This window comes from Streptomyces auratus, assembly GCF_050433025.1.
In the GTDB taxonomy this organism is placed as follows: Bacteria; Actinomycetota; Actinomycetes; order Streptomycetales; family Streptomycetaceae; genus Streptomyces; species Streptomyces sioyaensis.
Genome location: NZ_JBNGCB010000001.1, coordinates 842,319 through 858,109, shown reverse-complemented (window position 1 = coordinate 858,109; position 15,791 = coordinate 842,319). Strand labels below are relative to the sequence as shown.

General features: G+C 71.7%; 11 protein-coding genes. 6 read left to right on the top strand and 5 right to left on the bottom strand.

Annotated elements, in window-relative coordinates:
• Window positions 1-110: 110 nt before the first annotated feature.
• Both BKA18_RS03470 and BKA18_RS03465 read left to right on the top strand, forming a co-directional pair.
• Window positions 111-569 carry a cyclic nucleotide-binding domain-containing protein gene (locus BKA18_RS03470; RefSeq protein ID WP_366046054.1) on the top strand — a complete coding sequence of 153 codons (459 nt, stop codon included), beginning with the start codon at window positions 111-113 and terminating at the stop codon, window positions 567-569.
• A gap of 94 nt (window positions 570-663) precedes the next feature.
• A complete protein-coding gene (locus BKA18_RS03465; RefSeq protein ID WP_366046053.1) occupies window positions 664-2,532 on the top strand; it encodes an alkyl/aryl-sulfatase in 1,869 nt (622 codons plus the stop codon).
• Window positions 2,533-2,681: 149 nt separating this feature from the next.
• Here BKA18_RS03465 and BKA18_RS03460 read toward each other — a convergent pair whose 3' ends face one another.
• Both BKA18_RS03460 and BKA18_RS03455 read right to left on the bottom strand, forming a co-directional pair.
• Window positions 2,682-3,047 (bottom strand): peptidoglycan-binding domain-containing protein, encoded by a 366-nt coding sequence (locus BKA18_RS03460; protein WP_366046052.1) that lies wholly within the window; start codon window positions 3,045-3,047, stop codon window positions 2,682-2,684.
• 232 nt (window positions 3,048-3,279) lie between these two features.
• A complete protein-coding gene (locus tag BKA18_RS03455) occupies window positions 3,280-7,122 on the bottom strand; it encodes an nSTAND1 domain-containing NTPase (protein WP_366046051.1) in 3,843 nt (1,280 codons plus the stop codon).
• Window positions 7,123-7,384: 262 nt separating this feature from the next.
• On the opposite strand from BKA18_RS03455, the gene BKA18_RS03450 reads away from it, so the two are divergent.
• Both BKA18_RS03450 and BKA18_RS03445 read left to right on the top strand, forming a co-directional pair.
• Window positions 7,385-8,329, top strand: a complete 945-nt coding sequence (locus BKA18_RS03450) for a peptidoglycan-binding protein (protein WP_366046050.1) — start codon at window positions 7,385-7,387, stop codon at window positions 8,327-8,329.
• Between the two features lie 136 nt (window positions 8,330-8,465).
• Entirely contained in the window at window positions 8,466-9,671 is a 1,206-nt protein-coding gene (locus tag BKA18_RS03445) for a GH25 family lysozyme (protein ID WP_366046049.1), read from the top strand.
• Between the two features lie 327 nt (window positions 9,672-9,998).
• Here BKA18_RS03445 and BKA18_RS03440 read toward each other — a convergent pair whose 3' ends face one another.
• Together BKA18_RS03440 and BKA18_RS03435 are read right to left on the bottom strand one after the other, a co-directional pair.
• Window positions 9,999-11,279, bottom strand: coding sequence for an ATP-binding protein (locus tag BKA18_RS03440; RefSeq protein ID WP_366046048.1), 1,281 nt, complete (start codon window positions 11,277-11,279; stop codon window positions 9,999-10,001).
• Between the two features lie 224 nt (window positions 11,280-11,503).
• On the bottom strand, window positions 11,504-12,796 hold the full coding sequence (locus BKA18_RS03435; RefSeq protein WP_366046047.1) for a PucR family transcriptional regulator: 1,293 nt from the start codon (window positions 12,794-12,796) through the stop codon (window positions 11,504-11,506).
• Between the two features lie 204 nt (window positions 12,797-13,000).
• On the opposite strand from BKA18_RS03435, the gene BKA18_RS03430 reads away from it, so the two are divergent.
• Complete coding sequence (locus BKA18_RS03430) at window positions 13,001-13,786, top strand: hypothetical protein (RefSeq protein WP_366046127.1); 786 nt, start codon at window positions 13,001-13,003, stop codon at window positions 13,784-13,786.
• Between the two features lie 9 nt (window positions 13,787-13,795).
• On the opposite strand, the gene BKA18_RS03425 is transcribed toward BKA18_RS03430, so the two are convergent.
• Window positions 13,796-14,335, bottom strand: a complete 540-nt coding sequence (locus tag BKA18_RS03425) for a hypothetical protein (protein WP_366046046.1) — start codon at window positions 14,333-14,335, stop codon at window positions 13,796-13,798.
• 391 nt (window positions 14,336-14,726) lie between these two features.
• Between BKA18_RS03425 and BKA18_RS03420 the strand changes: the two genes are divergently transcribed.
• Window positions 14,727-15,791, top strand: a complete 1,065-nt coding sequence (locus BKA18_RS03420) for an ABC transporter substrate-binding protein (RefSeq protein WP_366046045.1) — start codon at window positions 14,727-14,729, stop codon at window positions 15,789-15,791.

The following is a 15,791-nucleotide window of genomic DNA, read 5'->3' as shown; positions in this document are numbered from 1 at the left end:
CCCGCCAGGACGCCCGCACGCCGGGGACGCCGCCCCGCCCGCCCGGCCATTCCCCGTATCCCCGCAGCGCACCGCTTATCTTGCAAAGCAGTCAGCGGACGGAGAATGAGATGGCCAGAGCGAAAGACCTGTTCGACGCCATGCCACCCGACCGGCGCCGGCGGCTGACGGACATCGCCCGCCAGGTGTCGCTGCCACGCGCCACCCGCCTCTTCGAGGAGGGCCGGCGCGCGGACCGGTTCTGGATCATCCGCAGCGGACAGGTCGTGCTCGACCAGCGCGTCCCCGGCCGCCAGGCCGCGGTCGTGGAAACCCTCGGCCGCGATGAACTGCTCGGCTGGTCCTGGCTGTTCCCGCCCTACCTGTGGCATCTGGGCGCCCAGACCGTCGGCCCGGTCGACGCGGTCGAGTTCGACGCGGCGGCGGTCCGGGACCTGTGCGAGTCGGACCCTGTCCTCGGCCGGGCGATGTACCGCTATGTGGCCGAAACGGTGGCCGACCGCCTGCACGGCACCCGGGTCCGCCTGCTGGATCTGTACGGGCCCCAGGGGAGCGGGCTGGACCCGTGAGCTGCGCCGGCCCGTCCGGCTTGTGACCCGTGACAGCCCGCTCTGTGCCGCAGCACCATGAACCCGGGCCGGTGGCCGTCCGAGAATCGCCTCCATGAGCCTTCTCGCCTGGGACGACGAACAGGACTTCGCCGACGCCGACCGCGGGTTCCTCGCCCGCCTCGACCCCTGCCTCATCCGGGACGCCGACGGCCGCGTCGTCTGGGACAACGACGCCTATGCCTTCCTGGACGACGACTGCCCGCCCACCGCGCACCCCTCGCTGTGGCGGCAGAGCCGGCTCGTCGCCCGGCAGGGGCTCTATGAGGTCGTACCTGGGATCTACCAGGTGCGCGGCCTGGACATCTCGCACGTCACCTTCGTCGAGGGGGACCGCGGCGTCCTCGTCGTCGACCCGCTGATCAGTACCGAGGTGGCGGCTGCCGCGCTGGCGCTGTACCGCGCGCACCGTGGGCCGCGGCCGGTCACCGCCGTCCTCTACAGCCATTCGCACCTCGACCACTTCGGCGGGGTGCGCGGCGTGGTCGACGAGGCGGACGTGGCCGCCGGGCGGGTACCGGTGATCGCCCCGTCCGGCTTCCTGGCCCACGCGGTCAGTGAGAACGTCTTCACCGGTCCCGCGATGGTGCGCCGGGCCGGCTACATGTACGGCACCGCGCTGCCCAAGGGACCGGCCGGCCAGATCGGCTGCGGCCTGGGCCAGACGACCTCGACCGGCTCCGTCGGACTGATCGCCCCGACCCTGGACATCACGGAGACCGGCCAGGAAGAGGTGATCGACGGTATCCGGATGGTCTTCCAGCTGACGCCCGGCACCGAGGCGCCGGCCGAGATGAACTGTCACTTCCCCGAGCTGCGGGCGCTGTGTGTGGCCGAGAACGCCTGCCACACCCTGCACAACGTCCTCACCCTGCGCGGCGCGCTGGTCCGGGACCCCAGCGCCTGGGCCCGCTATCTCACCGAGACCCTGCGGATGTTCGCCGATTCCAGCGACGTCGTCTTCGCCTCCCATCACTGGCCCACCTGGGGAGCGGATCGTGCCGTCCGCTTCCTGGAGGAGCAGCGTGACGCGTATGCCTACCTGCACGACCAGTCCGTCCGGCTGATCAACGCCGGGCTCACCGGCGCCGAGATAGCCGAGGAGCTGCGCTTCCCGCCCGCACTGGAGCGTGCCTGGCACACCCGCGGCTACTACGGCACCCTCAGCCACAACGCCAAGGCCGTGTACCAGCGTTACATGGGCTGGTTCGACGGCAACCCGGCCCATCTGTGGCAGCATCCGCCGGTGGCCGCGGCCCGGCGCTATGTGGAGTTCATGGGCGGCGCCGACGCCGTGCTGGCCAAGGCCCGTCAGGCGTACGAGGACGGCGATCTGCGCTGGGTGGCCGAAGTGGTCAACCACGTCGTCTTCGCCGCACCGGATCACGCCGAGGCGCGTGCGCTCCAGGCCGACGCCTTCGAAAAGCTGGGCCGGGCCGCCGAGTCCGGCCCCTGGCGGAACTTCTACCTGATGGGCGCCGCCGAGCTGCGCGGCCCCGTCGCCGCCACCCCCGCGCACCCCGCGCCCGACCTTCTCGCCGCCCTCACCGCCGAGCAGATCTTCCAGTCCATGGCCGTCCGCCTCAACGGCCCCCGGGCCGGCGACCGGCGCCTCCTCCTGCGGTGGGAAATCGCGTCCGAGCCCGACGGCAGCGACCCGGTCGCCGTCCCTGAGATCTGGACCCTGCTGCTGTCCAACGGAGCGCTCACCCCCATGCCCGGCGACGCACCCCGCGACGAACGCCCGCACGCCACCCTGCGCCTGGCCCGCACCACCTTGAACGCGGTCCTCAGCGGCGCCACCACCTTCCTCGACGAGATCACCGCCGGCACCGTCTCCCTCGACGGCGACCCCGAGGCTCTTCTCACCTTCAGCACCCTGCTGGACAAGCCCGACTGGAACTTCCCGATCGTGACTCCTTAGGTGAGCTTCTTTACCCGGACCCGGGTTCGAGGAGGGCGTGACGGTCGGCCGCCGCGACCGCCGCCTCTTGTGAAGCGACGGTCGCGGCGCGGTGACTGCCACCGGCCGGCCGGCAGGTCACCCTGCCGGACCGAGTGAAGGACGGCCCGTCAGCCGTGGGTGCTGGGGACGTAGTCGTAGCAGTCGTGTCGCCATGTGCTGTCACCCTGAAGGTTGGCCAGCACGCTGTTGCCGGTCTGCTGGCCCACGACGCCGTCGGCGGAGACGCCGGAGGCGGACTGGAACTTCTTGACCCAGGTCCGGGTCCCGGACCCGAAGCCGCCGTCCACCGACAGCGGCCAGCCACGGCCGGTCCGCCACGCCCAGTCGTTGACGGCCTCCTGCACGCACTTCACGCCGTAGCCCTGGCTCCCGTACTGGAGTGTGGCCGCGGCGGGCGAGGCGTCCGCCGTCGTGGACAGACCGCCGGTGAGCACAGCTACGGCAGCGGCCAGCAGGCCGAGCCTCGTAGTCATTTTCCGAGTGGACATCTGCTTTCCGTTCGTTCGTCGGGTGGGAAGCAGTGGCTCGTGACAGCGGGGCCCGCGGCTGCGCCGGCTGGTCCCGCTCGTGCCACCGAACCCTGTCTAGCCCGATGTGGTTGTCCGGTGTCGGCGAGCCGGCACCGGACAACATCGTTCGGACAATGACGACGGAGCCCCGCAGGTCAGACGGGTGGGGCCGGTGCGCTCACCGCTGCCGGCCGCGTCAGGAACACGGCTGGTTCAGGGCCAGTTCGGGCACGTACTGATGCCACTGCCGTGCGGTGACACCGCCGATTGCGGCGCACAGCCGTCGGATCGCCCGGTCGGGGTCGAGGGTCCACAGTCGTACGGTGCGATCGTCGCTCGCGCTCGCCAGGGTATGGCCGTCGGGGCTGAAGGCCACGTCGTCGATCGGTCCGGTGTGGCCGACGAGAGCGGTACCCAGCTGGGACGGGTGGTCCGGGTCGGTGACGTTCCACAGGTCCACGGTGTGGTCGTCGCTGCTGCTGGCCAGGGTGTGACCGTCCGGGCTGAAGGCGACCGCGTACACGAAGCTGGTGTGGCTGGTCAGGGGCTCGGCCAGGGCCAGCGGCCGTGCGGGGTGGGTGACGTTCCACAGCCGTACCGTGTGGTCGACGTTGGCCGTGGCCAGGGTCCGGCCGTCGGGGCTGAACGCCACCCCGTACACACCGCCGCTCCGGGCGGCGAGGGGGTGGCCCAGCGGGACGGGCCTCGCCGGACGGGTCACGTCCCAGAGCCGGGTGGTGTCGTCCGCGGAGGCCGTGGCCAGTACGTGCCCTCGTGGGCTGAACGCCACGGCGGTGACGGGTCCGCGGTGGACGGTGATCGGCTCACCCAGGCCGGTGGCGTGCGCCGGCCGCGAGACGTTCCACAGGCGGACCTGCCCGTCGTGCAGGCCCGCGCTCGCCAGCGTCCGGCCGTCCGGGCTGAAGGAGACCGAGTTGACCTCACCCCGGTGGCCGGTGAGCGGCTGCCCCACGAGCGCGGCCCGCCCGGGGTTCCGGACGTCCCACAGCCGGATGGTGCCGTCCCGGCTGGCGCTGGCCAGGAGCCTGCCGTCGGGGCTGAACGCCAGTTTTCGTACGGCGTTGTGATGGCCGGTGAGAGGACGGCCGAGGGGGGTGGGCCGTGACGGGTCGGCGACGTTCCACAAGCGGACGGTGCTGTCGGTGCTGCCGCTGGCCAGGATGTGCCGTACGGGGCTGAACGCCACGGTGTTGACGTAGCTTCGGTCCGGCAGAACGGTGCTCGGGAGGTGCCAGATTCTGACGGTGTGGTCGGCCCCGGCCGACGCCAGGCTGCGCCCGTCGGGGCTGAAGGCCAGCCAGTAGACGTATTCGGTGTGACCGGTGAGGGGCTGCCCGATCGGGACGGGCGCGGAGGGGTCCATTACGTTCCACAGGCGGACGGTGTGGTCCGCTCCGGCGGTGGCCATGACTCGTCCGTCGGGGCTGAAGGCGACCGCGTACACCGTGTCGTGGTGAGCGGTCAGCGGCGCCCCGAGCGGCACCGGGGCGTCCGGGTCCGCGATGTTCCACAGACGGACGGTGCGGTCGTTGCCCACGCCCGCCAGGAGGCGGCTGTCGGGGCTGAAGGCGACGGCGTACACGGTGTCCTTGAAACCGGTGAGCCGTCCCAGACGCCGTGGGCCGGCGGGGTGGGTGACGTCCCACAGCCGAATGGTGTGATCGTGCCCCGCGCTGGCGAGGGTGCGGCCGTCGGGGCTGAACGCGGCCGAGGCCACGGCACCGTGGTCGTGGCCCTTCAGTGGTTGTCCGAGCCGCTGCGGGTGGGCCGGATCGGCGACGTTCCACAGCCGGACCGTACCGTCGTCGCTCGCGCTGGCGAGCGTGCGTCCGTCCCGGTTGAAGGAGACGGAGAAGACATAACTCCCGTGGCCGGTCAGCGGCTGCCCCCAGGGCGCGGGGTGTGCCGGGCGGGTGACGTTCCACAGCCGGACCGTGCGGTCGCGTCCGGCGGAGGCCAGGGTGCGGCCGTCGGGGCTGAAGGCGAGCCAGTAGACCCACTGGCTGTGGCTGGCGACGGGGCGGCCGAGTGGCACCGGGTCGGTCGGGTCCGCGACGTTCCACAGGCGGATCATGCCGTCCGCTCCCGCCGCGGCCAGGGTGCGGCGGTCGGGGCTGTAGGCCACCGCGTACACGGTGCCGCTGCCGGCGGCCAGGCGCCTGGACACCGGGGCGCCGGCGGCGCTGATCAGGTCGGTACGCAGCTCCGGCTGCGGGCGGATGCGGTAGGCGACGATGTCGAGTTGGGCGGCGAGCGAAGGATCGGTCTCCCGCAGCTGGCCGGCCTCGACCTGCACCTCTCCCGCGATGGCGTTGTTGCGCTCGGCCTGGGCGGTCGCGCTCTTCTTGAACGCCACGACGGCGGCCACGGACGCGACGAGCGCGAGCGCGCACACGGCGGCGATTCCGGCGCGGCGCAGCCGGGCCGCGCGGCCCGCGTGCCGGACGGATGCGGCGAGGAACTCCTCGACGCGGGGCCCGGGGACCAGCGCGTCGCCGCGGGTGGCGGCCCACTGACGCGCCGCGGCCAGGACACCGCCCCGGTACAGGGCGCCTGGATCGCGCCCCTGCCGTTGCCAGACGGCGGCCGCCTCGGTGATCTGCTGGTGCATGAGCAGACCGGCCCGGTCCTCGTCGATCCAACGGCGCAGCCTGGGCCAGGCGTGCAGCAGCGCCTCGTGGGTGATCTCGGCGCCGTCCCTGTCCAGGGTGACCAGCCGCGCCCGGGCGAGCAGTTCCAGCACGGCGTCGGCGTCCGGGCCGAGGTCCGCACGCGGTACGGGCCGTTTGGTGTCGTCGGTGCCCTCGCCGAGGGCCACCATCCGCAGCAGGACGGACCGGGTGAGCCGCTGCTGCTCGGCGGTCAACTCCTGGTAGAGGGACTCGGCGGTGTTGGCCAGGGCGTGCGCGATTCCCCCCGCGGCCTCGTAGCCGCTCAGGGCCAGGGTGTTGCCGCGGCGGCGTAGCCAGGTTTCCCGCATGGCGTGGGAGACCAGCGGCAGGACGTTGGTCTGTCCGGTGGCCTCCGCCACGACGCGGGCCAGCAGGGCTGTCTCCACGGCGCATTCGGAGCGGACGGCCGGCCGGCTGACGGCACGGCGAAGTTCCTCCGTCGACATGGGGCCGACGAGCAACTGGGCGTCCTGCAGGGCCGCGACGAGTTCGGGGTGTTCCGAGCAACTCGCGTAGAAGTCGGCCCGGACGCCGATGACCACGCGGGTACGGCTGTTGGCGGCCTGAGCCGCAGTGAGTAACGCGGTGACGAAGTGGTCGCGTTCGTCCTTGCTCCGGCAGAGGGTGAAGACCTCTTCGAACTGGTCGACGACCAGCAGCAGATCCGTGCCGTCGGGGCAGTCCCTTGTGGCCAGCGCCTGGAGCACCGCCTGGTGCAGGGCCCGGGGGTCGCCGCTCAGCTCCCGGTGCAGTGCCGGGGCCGTGCCTCCGGCGAAGGCCGCGAGACGGGCCGCGCACTCCTCCAGTGGATGGGCTCCCGGGCTGAACAGCAGGGCCGGCCACCCCGGGTCGCCGTCCGGGCCGCCCCCGCTCAGGCGCGGGACCAGACCGGCGCGCAGCAGTGAGGACTTGCCGGATCCCGACGCCCCGAACACCGCGACGAACCGGTCGGCGCGGACCCGGGTGACCAGGTCGTCCGTGAGCCTTTCGCGCCCGAAGAACCAGGAGGCGTCCTCCGGCTGGAAGGCGGCAAGGCCCACATAGGGGCATGGCCGGTCCTGTTCCGGGCCCGCGTGGTCCCGCCCGTTCGGCGACGCGGGGGCGAGGCCCGCGGCGACCTCGTGCCAGCGCGCCCGCCATTCCTCCTCGTCGCCCCCGCAGGCCCGGACGAAGGCGAGCGTGACCTCCAGACTGGGCAGCTTCCGGCCCCCGGCCGCGTCCGCGAGCGTTGTCGACGAGTAATGCGCCTTCGTCGCGAGCTGGCGGTAGGTGGGCTTCCCCGCTTTGTCCCGCAACAGGCGCAGCCCCGCGGCGAAGTCGGTCAGTGCGCTGCCGTCGTCCTCCAACGGCGTTTCTTTCCTCGGCACTTGTACTGCCCCCGAATCCGTGAGGTGTCGCGGCGAGCCTATTGTCCGGAGCCGGTTGTCCGGAGCTTCTTCGCCGACACCGGACAACGCGGCCTGCCGTAGAACCGACTTGGCGACGGCGGACGCGGGGGAGTCGCCGACGCCGACCCGGGGGAGCGGTCGTACGGCCGAAGCGAATGCCGTGTGAACGCTCTTCCCGGGTCTCGCCTTCTCTTCTCCCTGAACGTGAGGAGTTCCGAAAATGCTGACGAACGCTCCTGCAACCCGGCGTCCGATGCGACGCTCCCGGCGGGCTGCTGTCGGTCTGCTGACGGCCGCGGTCGCGGCCGGTGCCCTGGCGGTCGTGCCGGGCCAGGCTTCCGCGGCCATCTCGTCGACGGTCCGGCCGGCCGCCGCCTCGTCGCAGATCAAGCTGGCCCAGCGCGACCTGAACGGCCTGGCCTACAACGCCGGTGGCGTGGACGGTGTCGGCGGCCCCAAGACCAAGGCGGCGACGCAGTCCTTCCAGAGCGACCGGTGCCTCGGTGTCGACGGCGTCATCGGCCCGCAGACGCTTGCCGGCCTCACGTCCGTGGTCAAGCAGGTGCAGGCCAAGGCCGGAGCGCCGGCCAACGGCGACTACGGGACGCCCACGACCAGCGCGGTGAAGAGCTACCAGGCCGCCCACCACCTCTCGGCGGACGGCATCGCCGGAGAGCAGACGATGAAGGCCATGGGCATCGAGCGGCTCGTCAAAAGCTGCCACGCCACGACCGGGCTCCGGGCCAGGATCGTGAAGACCGCCAAGAGCCAGATCGGGGTCACGGCTGACTCCCACAAGTGCGTTCCCGGCAAGCCGTACAGCGTGTGCGACGAGTGGTGTGCGGCCTTCGCCACCTGGGTCTGGCGGCAGTCCGGTGCCGACATCCCCTTCCTGTCCTACGTGCCCCGCGTCTACGACTGGGCCGTCGCGCACCACAGGTGGGTCGGCACCAGCGGCCTCGGTACCGCGAAGCCCGGAGACCTCATCATCTTCGGCAGCGCGCACAACCGGTACCACATCGGCGTCGTCGACCAGGTCAGCGGTGGGACCGTGCGCGTCATCTCGGGCAACACGTCCAATCCCGCCCGTCCCGGCCAGCACGGCGTCTACGACAAGAGCTACCCGCTGTCCGGATCCGTCTTCTACGGCCTGGTGCGCCCGTAGCGGGCCACGCCCAGCCGTCCCGTCGGTCCCTGCCGGCGCCTCCGGTGCCGCAGGGGCCGGTGCACGGCGCCGCAGGTCCTGGAGGGCCCGCGGCGCCGGCCATGACCGACCACGGAACCAGAACGGAGAGACAGCGATGAGATATCCCCATGCCCGTGGCGGCGCGGTGCGCAGGGCCGGGTGGCGGGTCCGCGGTGCGGCGGTGCTCGCCGCCGGACTCGCGGCCCTGTGCATCGACGTCCACGGCGTGGCCCATGCGGACACCACCGAGGCCACCGGGGCGGCCCGGTCCGCGGCCCAGGTGCGCGGGCTCGATGTGAGCGGCCACAACCCCCATGTCGATTGGAAAGCGACGGCCGCCAAGGGCGCCGCCTTCGCCTACGTGAAGGCGACCGAAGGGGTCAGCTACACCAACAGCTACTTCTCACAGCAGTACAACGGGGCGGCCGGCGCCGGCCTGATCCGCGGCGCCTACCACTTCGCCCACCCGGACGCCTCCGGCGGACGTGCGCAGGCCGACTACTTCCTGGCCCACGGCGGCAAGTGGAAGCGCGACGGCAAGACCCTCCCCGGCGCCCTGGACATCGAGGCCAACGCGCACGGTGACACCTGCTGGGGGCTCAGCCGTAGCGCGATGACCAGTTGGATCGCGGCATTCGTGAACGAGTACCACGCCCGGACGGGTCGCCATCCGGCGATCTACACCGCCGGCAGTTGGTGGGCGACCTGCACCGGGAACTACCGGGGTTTCGGCAGGACCGACCCGCTGTGGATCGTCAACCAGTCCGGCACGCCCACCCCTCTGCCCGCCGGCTGGAACACCTACACCGTCTGGCAGACCGCCGCCTCGGGCGCCTTTCCGGGAGACCAGGACGTCTTCAACGGCAGCCTGAAGGACCTGAAGACGTTCGCCCTGGGTGACTACACGCCTCCGCTGCCGGCTCCCAGCTGGCCTCTGGTGCAGCAGGGGCAGGCAGGCCGGCAGGTGACCACCGTGCAGTACCTGCTCGGCGCCCACGGGGCGTCCCTCACGGTGGATGGCCGGTTCGGGGCGGGAACCCGGGATGCCGTGGTCTCGTTCCAGAGGGCCCAGGGGCTGACCCCCGACGGCGTCGTGGGGCCGAAGACCTGGCAGCACCTGATCGTCACCGTGCGGCACGGCGACACCGGCGCGGCCGTGCGGGCAGTCCAGGACGAGTTGAAGGCCCATGGCACCACTGTCACGGTGGACGGCCGGTTCGGGGCCGGAACCCGGGACGCAGTGATCACCTTCCAGAAGTCCAGGGGGCTGCCCCCGGACGGCGTCGTCGGCCCGAACACGTGGATGAACCTGGTGAGTTGATACGGCGTCCGAGTCGCTCAGTCCACCGACCCGATCCGCCCGGCCGGCGCCGACGCCTGGTCGTGGCGGATCGGGGCGTGGGAACAGACCGGGAGACGACGCTGGAAGGGCTCGACACCGCGGCCCGCAAGGGCAAGCACGGCGGCCGGCCACCGGGCATCACCAACGACATGGTCCACACCGTGCTCCGCAGGCGGGCGCTCGGCGAATCCGTCGAGCAATCCAGCCCCACCTGTGCATTCGCACCGGCAAGCGCACGGGCCAGAACACGTTGGCAGCAGCACAGCGCGGGCCGAGCCCGAAGCCTGGCCGGTCTTCGGCCGACCGTCACATGCGGGCGTGGTGCTCGATGTCCTCCCGGAAGGCGGTGAGTGCCTCGTCGGTGAGCGTGGGGCGGGTATCGGCGATGGCAGCCAGGTAGTCCTCGGTGCTGGCAGGCGCGCCGTGGGGGTCGGCGACCTCGCGTTCGAATGCGGTGTGGGCGCCCTTGCGGCCGGCGAACTCGATGTCGGCGGGGGTGAACATCTCGCTGGCCGCCACCAGCCGACGGAGCTCGACGCCCTTGGCGGCGGGGCCGAGGTAGCGCTGCCAGATCGCCGCTCGGGCGGCCTGGTCGGGCGGGCCGACGGGGATGACGTAGTCGAACCGGCCAGGGCGCAGGAACGCCGGATCGATGGAGCGCACGGAGTTGGTGGCGCAGATCAGCAGACGGTCGTCGTGGTCGCGGAAGCCCGGAATCAGCTTGAGCAGTTCATTGGTGACTCCGTGGCTGGGGTCGATGGCCAGGCCGGACCGGACACCGGCGATCTCCTCGACTTCGTCGATGAACAGCAAAACGGTGTCCAGCTCGGCCAGATCGGCGAATGTGTCCCGCAGTGCGGCGGCCAGGCCCCCCTCTTCAGTCGCCGCGAGCCGGGATGGGAAGAGTTCCACGAACGGCCACTCCAGCCGGGAGGCGACGGCTTTGGCGAAGCTGGTCTTGCCGGTGCCCGGGGGGCCGAAGAGGATGACCGCCTTTGGCGGCGTGACCCCGTGCTTCTCGGCCAGAGCGGGCTCGGCCAACGGCAGCACAACCCGCCGCTCGATGGCATCCTTCTCCTGCTCCATGCCCGAGAGGGCACTCCACAGACCCTGTGGCAGTACCCGCCCGCCGAGTTCCGCAAGCAGACCCGCGTCGCCGGCGCCGAGATGGTCTGCCTTCTCGTAGAAGACCAGTCCCTCCTGGGCCCGGTAGCCGGAGTTCTCCAGGGCTGTGGTTCCGGTGGCTCCAGGAGCGAGCAGCGCACTGATCCGGTATACGCCCCGTGCCCGCAGGCGTCGCTCGAGCTCGGCGATCAAGGCACTGCCGATCCCGCGGTTTCGCCACGCGCCGGCCAGCGCCACCAGCAGGATCCAGGCGCGCTCACCCCGGACCTGCGCCACCGCCATCCCCACGAGTTCCTCGCCGATCACCGCGACCACGGCGGGCCCGCCGGACCGGGCCACGGCCACTACCTCGGAGATGGGGAACGCGGGAGGAGACTTGTCCTCCCGTCGGTCGTCATCCCAGATCCGGATGGCACGGTCCAGATCATCGTCGTGGTAGTCCCGCAATCGCCACGTCGCCATCGTCACCACCTTGCCGGCCGGTCGGCGAACGCCCCACCGCGCCCGGCCAGGGCCGGCCAGGCGGCTGCCTGCCCTCTTCATTGTCCGCGCCGATCGCGCACTCGTCGAACCGGCGGCACCGGTTGCCGGGCGGCAGGGTGTGGTCATGGCGAGTGGGCGATGGCCGCATGGGACGGGCCGTCCCGCGCGACCAGCTACGAGCTGGCCTGGACAGGTCGTGGGCCTCAGCAGTCCGTACGCACGGAGTCCGGTGCGTAGTCCGCACCGGCTCCGCAGGACCGGTCCTCTTCCCCTTCCCCGGCGTCGCGCAGCAGCAGCGCCGCCAGTGCCAGGGTCGCGCCCCGGGGCGTCGAGAGGTCGAGCCCGGTCAGTGCGGAGATCCGGGCCAGCCGGTTGTCGACGGTGTTGGGGTGGAGGGTCAGCAGCCGGGCGGTGGCGCGGCGGTCCTGTGCCTGTTCCAGATGTGTGCGGAGGGTTTCGAGGAGTTCGGGCCGGCCGGCGACCGGGTCGAGCAGCGCGGCGATCCGGTCGCTGCCGGCGCTGGGGCGGGACAGCTGGTATTCCAACAGGACGTCATCGAGCCGGTGCAGCCCGGCCGGATGGCCACAGGCCCGGGCCACCCGGACGATCCGCGCGGCGGTCCGCGCCGCCTCCGGGATCTGCCCGCTCTGCTCCGCGGGCACGGCGGCGAGCCGTACGCCCGGACCGCCGGCCTCGGCGAGCCGCTCGGCGAGGCCGGCCGGAGGCTGTGCCCGGCCGGGCACGATCGCCTGGCCTCCGGCGCCGTCGAACAGGGTGAGCACCTCCCTGCCGAAGGCCCGGTCCAGCGCTGTCTGCAGCCGCCGTGCCACCCGCCGTACGGCGACCGGCGCCCGCGGGCCGTCCGGCAGCTGTACGGCCAGGACCAGCGACGGGCCGTCGAGTCCGCTGCCGGCCGGCGGGGCCGCGGTGCCCGCCAGCAGCCCGCGGACCTGGGCGCGGCGCTCCGCGCGCCGTTCGGCGGCGAGCGCCGCCTGCTCGTCGAGGTAGGTCTCGGTGACCGCGCCCACCACCCGCTGTTCGGCGCCGAGCAGATAGCCGGCCAGCTCGACCAGTGCGGCCTCCTCACCGGGCCGGGCGGCCTCCCGCAGCGCCTGCCACAGCACCCGGACGCCCGCACAGTGGGTGGTCAGCAGCAACTCCAGCGGCATGCCCTCCTCGGCCCGCTGGGCGGCGCGCTCGCGGAAGAACCCGGTGTCGTCAGGGCCGGTCCGCGGATCGTGCACCACCCGTTCCAGGAACAGCCGCAGCCCGTGCCGCGCGGTCGCCGCGATCTCCACATCCCTGACGTCGGCGGGGAGTTCGGCATAGCCGTGCAGCTGCGCGAAGGTGTCCTGGGACATCAGCCGCGCGAGCTCGTTCACCCGGGGCACACAGCGCGCGGCGAGCGACCGTACGGCTTCGGGCACCTCGGGGGCCGGCGCCCGCGGGTCCGTCGTGGCGGAAAGGTGTGCCGCGCCCGCCGCGTCCGCTGTCATCGACCGCCTCCCGGTGCCGGTGGTGACGCGTCACATTGTAGGGTCGGCGCTACTATCCTTGTTTCTTCCAGATTCCTCGTTTCATCCAGTTTCCTCGTAGGTCGTCGGTTTGCCCGTTGGCGGAGGTCTCGGCGGGCCCGCTGCCGGTGGAGGTGCTCTTCCCGGTGACGGCTTCGAACCAGGCCCGGGGGATGGTTGCAGGAGGTGCAGACCATGGTTCGGCGTTCGCGACTGCGGCCGGTGGGGGATGTGGCGGCGGCCGACTGGGTGGTGGCGAGGGTCGGGCCGTTCGGGTCCGGCGTGGGTGCTTTCGTGCCGCACGGGTTCGAGGCGTACGCGCGGATTCTGCATCCGGCGTCGGCGTCCGACGAAAGCCCCGTGACGTGGGCGGAGGTGGCCGCATGGTCGGGCCGGGTGGTGCATCCGCGGGTACAGTTCCGGGCGCTCGCCACTCCTGCGTCGGAGGTGCAGGCGGCGAAGCCTTGGGAGGAGGATCCCGACCCGGGCACGCTGCCTCCCGCCACGTTGGCGGCGCTGTGCGACGTCCTGGCCCGGCACACCACGTCGGGTGACCGCTGCTGGTTCTGCGCCTGGGACGGGTACGAGTCCACGTCGGACGGCCGCGCGACCCTCACTTTCACGTCGAAGGAGGGGGACGGGCCGCCGGAGCCGGGTCTGCTTCCACCGGAGTTTCCGTCGGGCATCGTCAAGGGCCCCCGAGTGGAGCTGCCGGAACGCAGCTATCTCCTGCTCGAGGGCCCGCTCGACGCTGCAGGGGAACTGGCGATGTCACTCTCTCCGCAGTCGCCCAACCTGTTCTGGCCCGACGACCGGTCCTGGTGTGTCGCGACCGAGATCGACCTCGACTCCACCTACCTCGGTGGCACGGCGGCGCTCGTCGCCGACGTGCTGGCGGATGAGCGACTGGAGGCCGTACCGGTCGAGGTGACCGATCCCGTGTGGGCGGACAGCGATGAGATCAATCGCTGATTCCCGGGGTCAGCACCGCGTGAGGTGCACCTTGGAGGTCTTGGCGGCCATGTTCGCGGTGTGCGGGTGGTAGCCGGGGGGCGCGGTGATCTGGGCGGCCGACTCGCCCTGGTAGTAGCCGGTCCGGCAGACGAGCGCCGCGTTGCCCCTGGCGGCGGCCCGCCCGACGCTCCCGTAGGCGTTGATCTTCGATCCGTGGTTGCTGAAGAGGCCGATCTTTGCGCGGATCATCCTCACCGGCTTGGTGCAGGTCACGCGGACCCGGACGTTGACCGTACCCGGCACGTGGCCGGAGTGGTGAGGCGCACCGTGGTTGGCCCCGATGAACACCATCTCGCAGTGGATGACCCTTGAGCTGGCGGCGGCTCCGCCAGGGTGCGAGGGGTAGAAGGCGAGTTCGGACTTGCCGAGGACCCGGCCCGAGCCCAGGTCGGGAGTCGCCGCTCCCGCCGTGGACACGGTGCCGACGACAGCGAGGGCTGCCGCGGCCCCCACGGCTCCCACTCGCTGCACGAGGCGAGACTTGGCGTCCCATCGACGTAACTTCATACTTTTGTCTCCTTCCGCTAGTACCGGTGCTCGGTCAGCACGTCAAACCCGCAAGTGATGTGGCCGACCGTTCCACCCGAGACGGCGTGGACCGTCCATCGCAGCATTCCGGTGCTCCGCAGCCCCCCGTCAGGAACTTCGAAAGCCTCTAATGGATGGACATGTCTGTCAACGGCCTGAACAGAGCCCGTAGTTGGAGCTTTTCTACGTAGCGTGGAGACATCGCCTTCAAGGAGAAGATCCTCCCGGACGGAAAACGGCGCCTCCGCCCCGGAACCGCCCCCGCCCTCGGGCCGACTACCTGTGCCGGGCCGTGACCGCGGCCCGCCGACCGCGGCCGCGGCGGTGAGACGGCCGGTGCACCGGCCGGTGAGCGTAGGGGAGAAGCACCATGCATGCTGGGAAGTTGTGCGGGATCGCGGTGGTCGTCGCGCTGGCCGCCACGGCGTGCGGCGGCAGCGGCGGCGGGGGAGCGGGCACGGACAAGGCCGCCTCCGGGGCCGGTTTTCCGGTGAAGGTTGCCGACTGCAAGGGCTCGCTCACCTTCTCGTCCGCACCCCGCAAGATCGTCACCAGCAATGCCGCCGCCCTGGAGATGCTGTTGCGGCTGGGCGCGGGTGACCGGGTCATCGGGACCGGGTTCCCGCCCGGCAAGGGGACGCTGCCGGGTGCGATGGACGGCGCGGCCCAGAAGGTGCCGGTGCTGGGCAAGTCCGTGATTCCCAAGGAGAAGCTGCTCGGTTCGGGCGCCGATCTGTACGTCGACACCTTCGCCTCGATGGACGCCATGGGCGGGGCCGGGGACGCGCCGACCGAGGAGGAGTACGCGGCGGCCGGCATCAAGCACCTCCATCTGACCTCCACCGCCTGCGCGCCGACGGCAGGCAAGGCGCAGGAGGATCTGTCCGGTGTGGAGAAGGACATCAGACGGCTGGGCGCGGTGACCGGTACCGGCAAGCGGGCCGACGGCCTGGTGGCGGGGATGCGGGCGAAGGTCGGCGCGGTGCACAAGGCAGTGGGTGACCTCGCCCCCGGCAAGCGGCCGACGTACTTCTTCTTCGACTACGACGCGGGCACCAAGCAGCCGGTGGCCGTCTGCCGCAAGCAGGTCGCCAACGCCGTGATCGGCCAGGCCGGGGCGCGCAACGTTTTCGACGGCTGCGACGGCGACTTCAAGCCGGTCTCCTGGGAGGACGTGGTCGCCAAGAACCCGGACTGGATCCAGCTCGGGGTGCGCGACCGGGGCAGTGCGGCGGCCAACGCCAAGGCCTTCGACGAGGCCGCGGCGTTCCTGAGGACCTTCCCCGCCACCAAGGACCTCGCGGCGGTGCGGAACGGGAAGTTCCTGCGGATCGGCTCGGAGCGTACGACGATCGCCGGGGTCGGCAATGCGGACACCGTCGAGGAGATCGCGCACACCGTCCATGCGGACCGGTTCAAGGCGGCTCGGAAGTGA

What these genes read in the sequence shown, in the direction of transcription:
- BKA18_RS03470 (WP_366046054.1), top strand. Translation starts at nt 111, where the DNA reads ATGGCCAGAGCGAAAGACCTGTTCGACGCCATGCCACCCGACCGGCGC.
- BKA18_RS03425 (WP_366046046.1), bottom strand. Translation starts at nt 14,335, where the DNA reads ATGAAGTTACGTCGATGGGACGCCAAGTCTCGCCTCGTGCAGCGAGTG.
- BKA18_RS03450 (WP_366046050.1), top strand. Translation starts at nt 7,385, where the DNA reads ATGCTGACGAACGCTCCTGCAACCCGGCGTCCGATGCGACGCTCCCGG.
- BKA18_RS03435 (WP_366046047.1), bottom strand. Translation starts at nt 12,796, where the DNA reads ATGACAGCGGACGCGGCGGGCGCGGCACACCTTTCCGCCACGACGGAC.
- BKA18_RS03420 (WP_366046045.1), top strand. Translation starts at nt 14,727, where the DNA reads ATGCATGCTGGGAAGTTGTGCGGGATCGCGGTGGTCGTCGCGCTGGCC.
- BKA18_RS03460 (WP_366046052.1), bottom strand. Translation starts at nt 3,047, where the DNA reads ATGACTACGAGGCTCGGCCTGCTGGCCGCTGCCGTAGCTGTGCTCACC.
- BKA18_RS03465 (WP_366046053.1), top strand. Translation starts at nt 664, where the DNA reads ATGAGCCTTCTCGCCTGGGACGACGAACAGGACTTCGCCGACGCCGAC.
- BKA18_RS03445 (WP_366046049.1), top strand. Translation starts at nt 8,466, where the DNA reads ATGAGATATCCCCATGCCCGTGGCGGCGCGGTGCGCAGGGCCGGGTGG.
- BKA18_RS03440 (WP_366046048.1), bottom strand. Translation starts at nt 11,279, where the DNA reads ATGGCGACGTGGCGATTGCGGGACTACCACGACGATGATCTGGACCGT.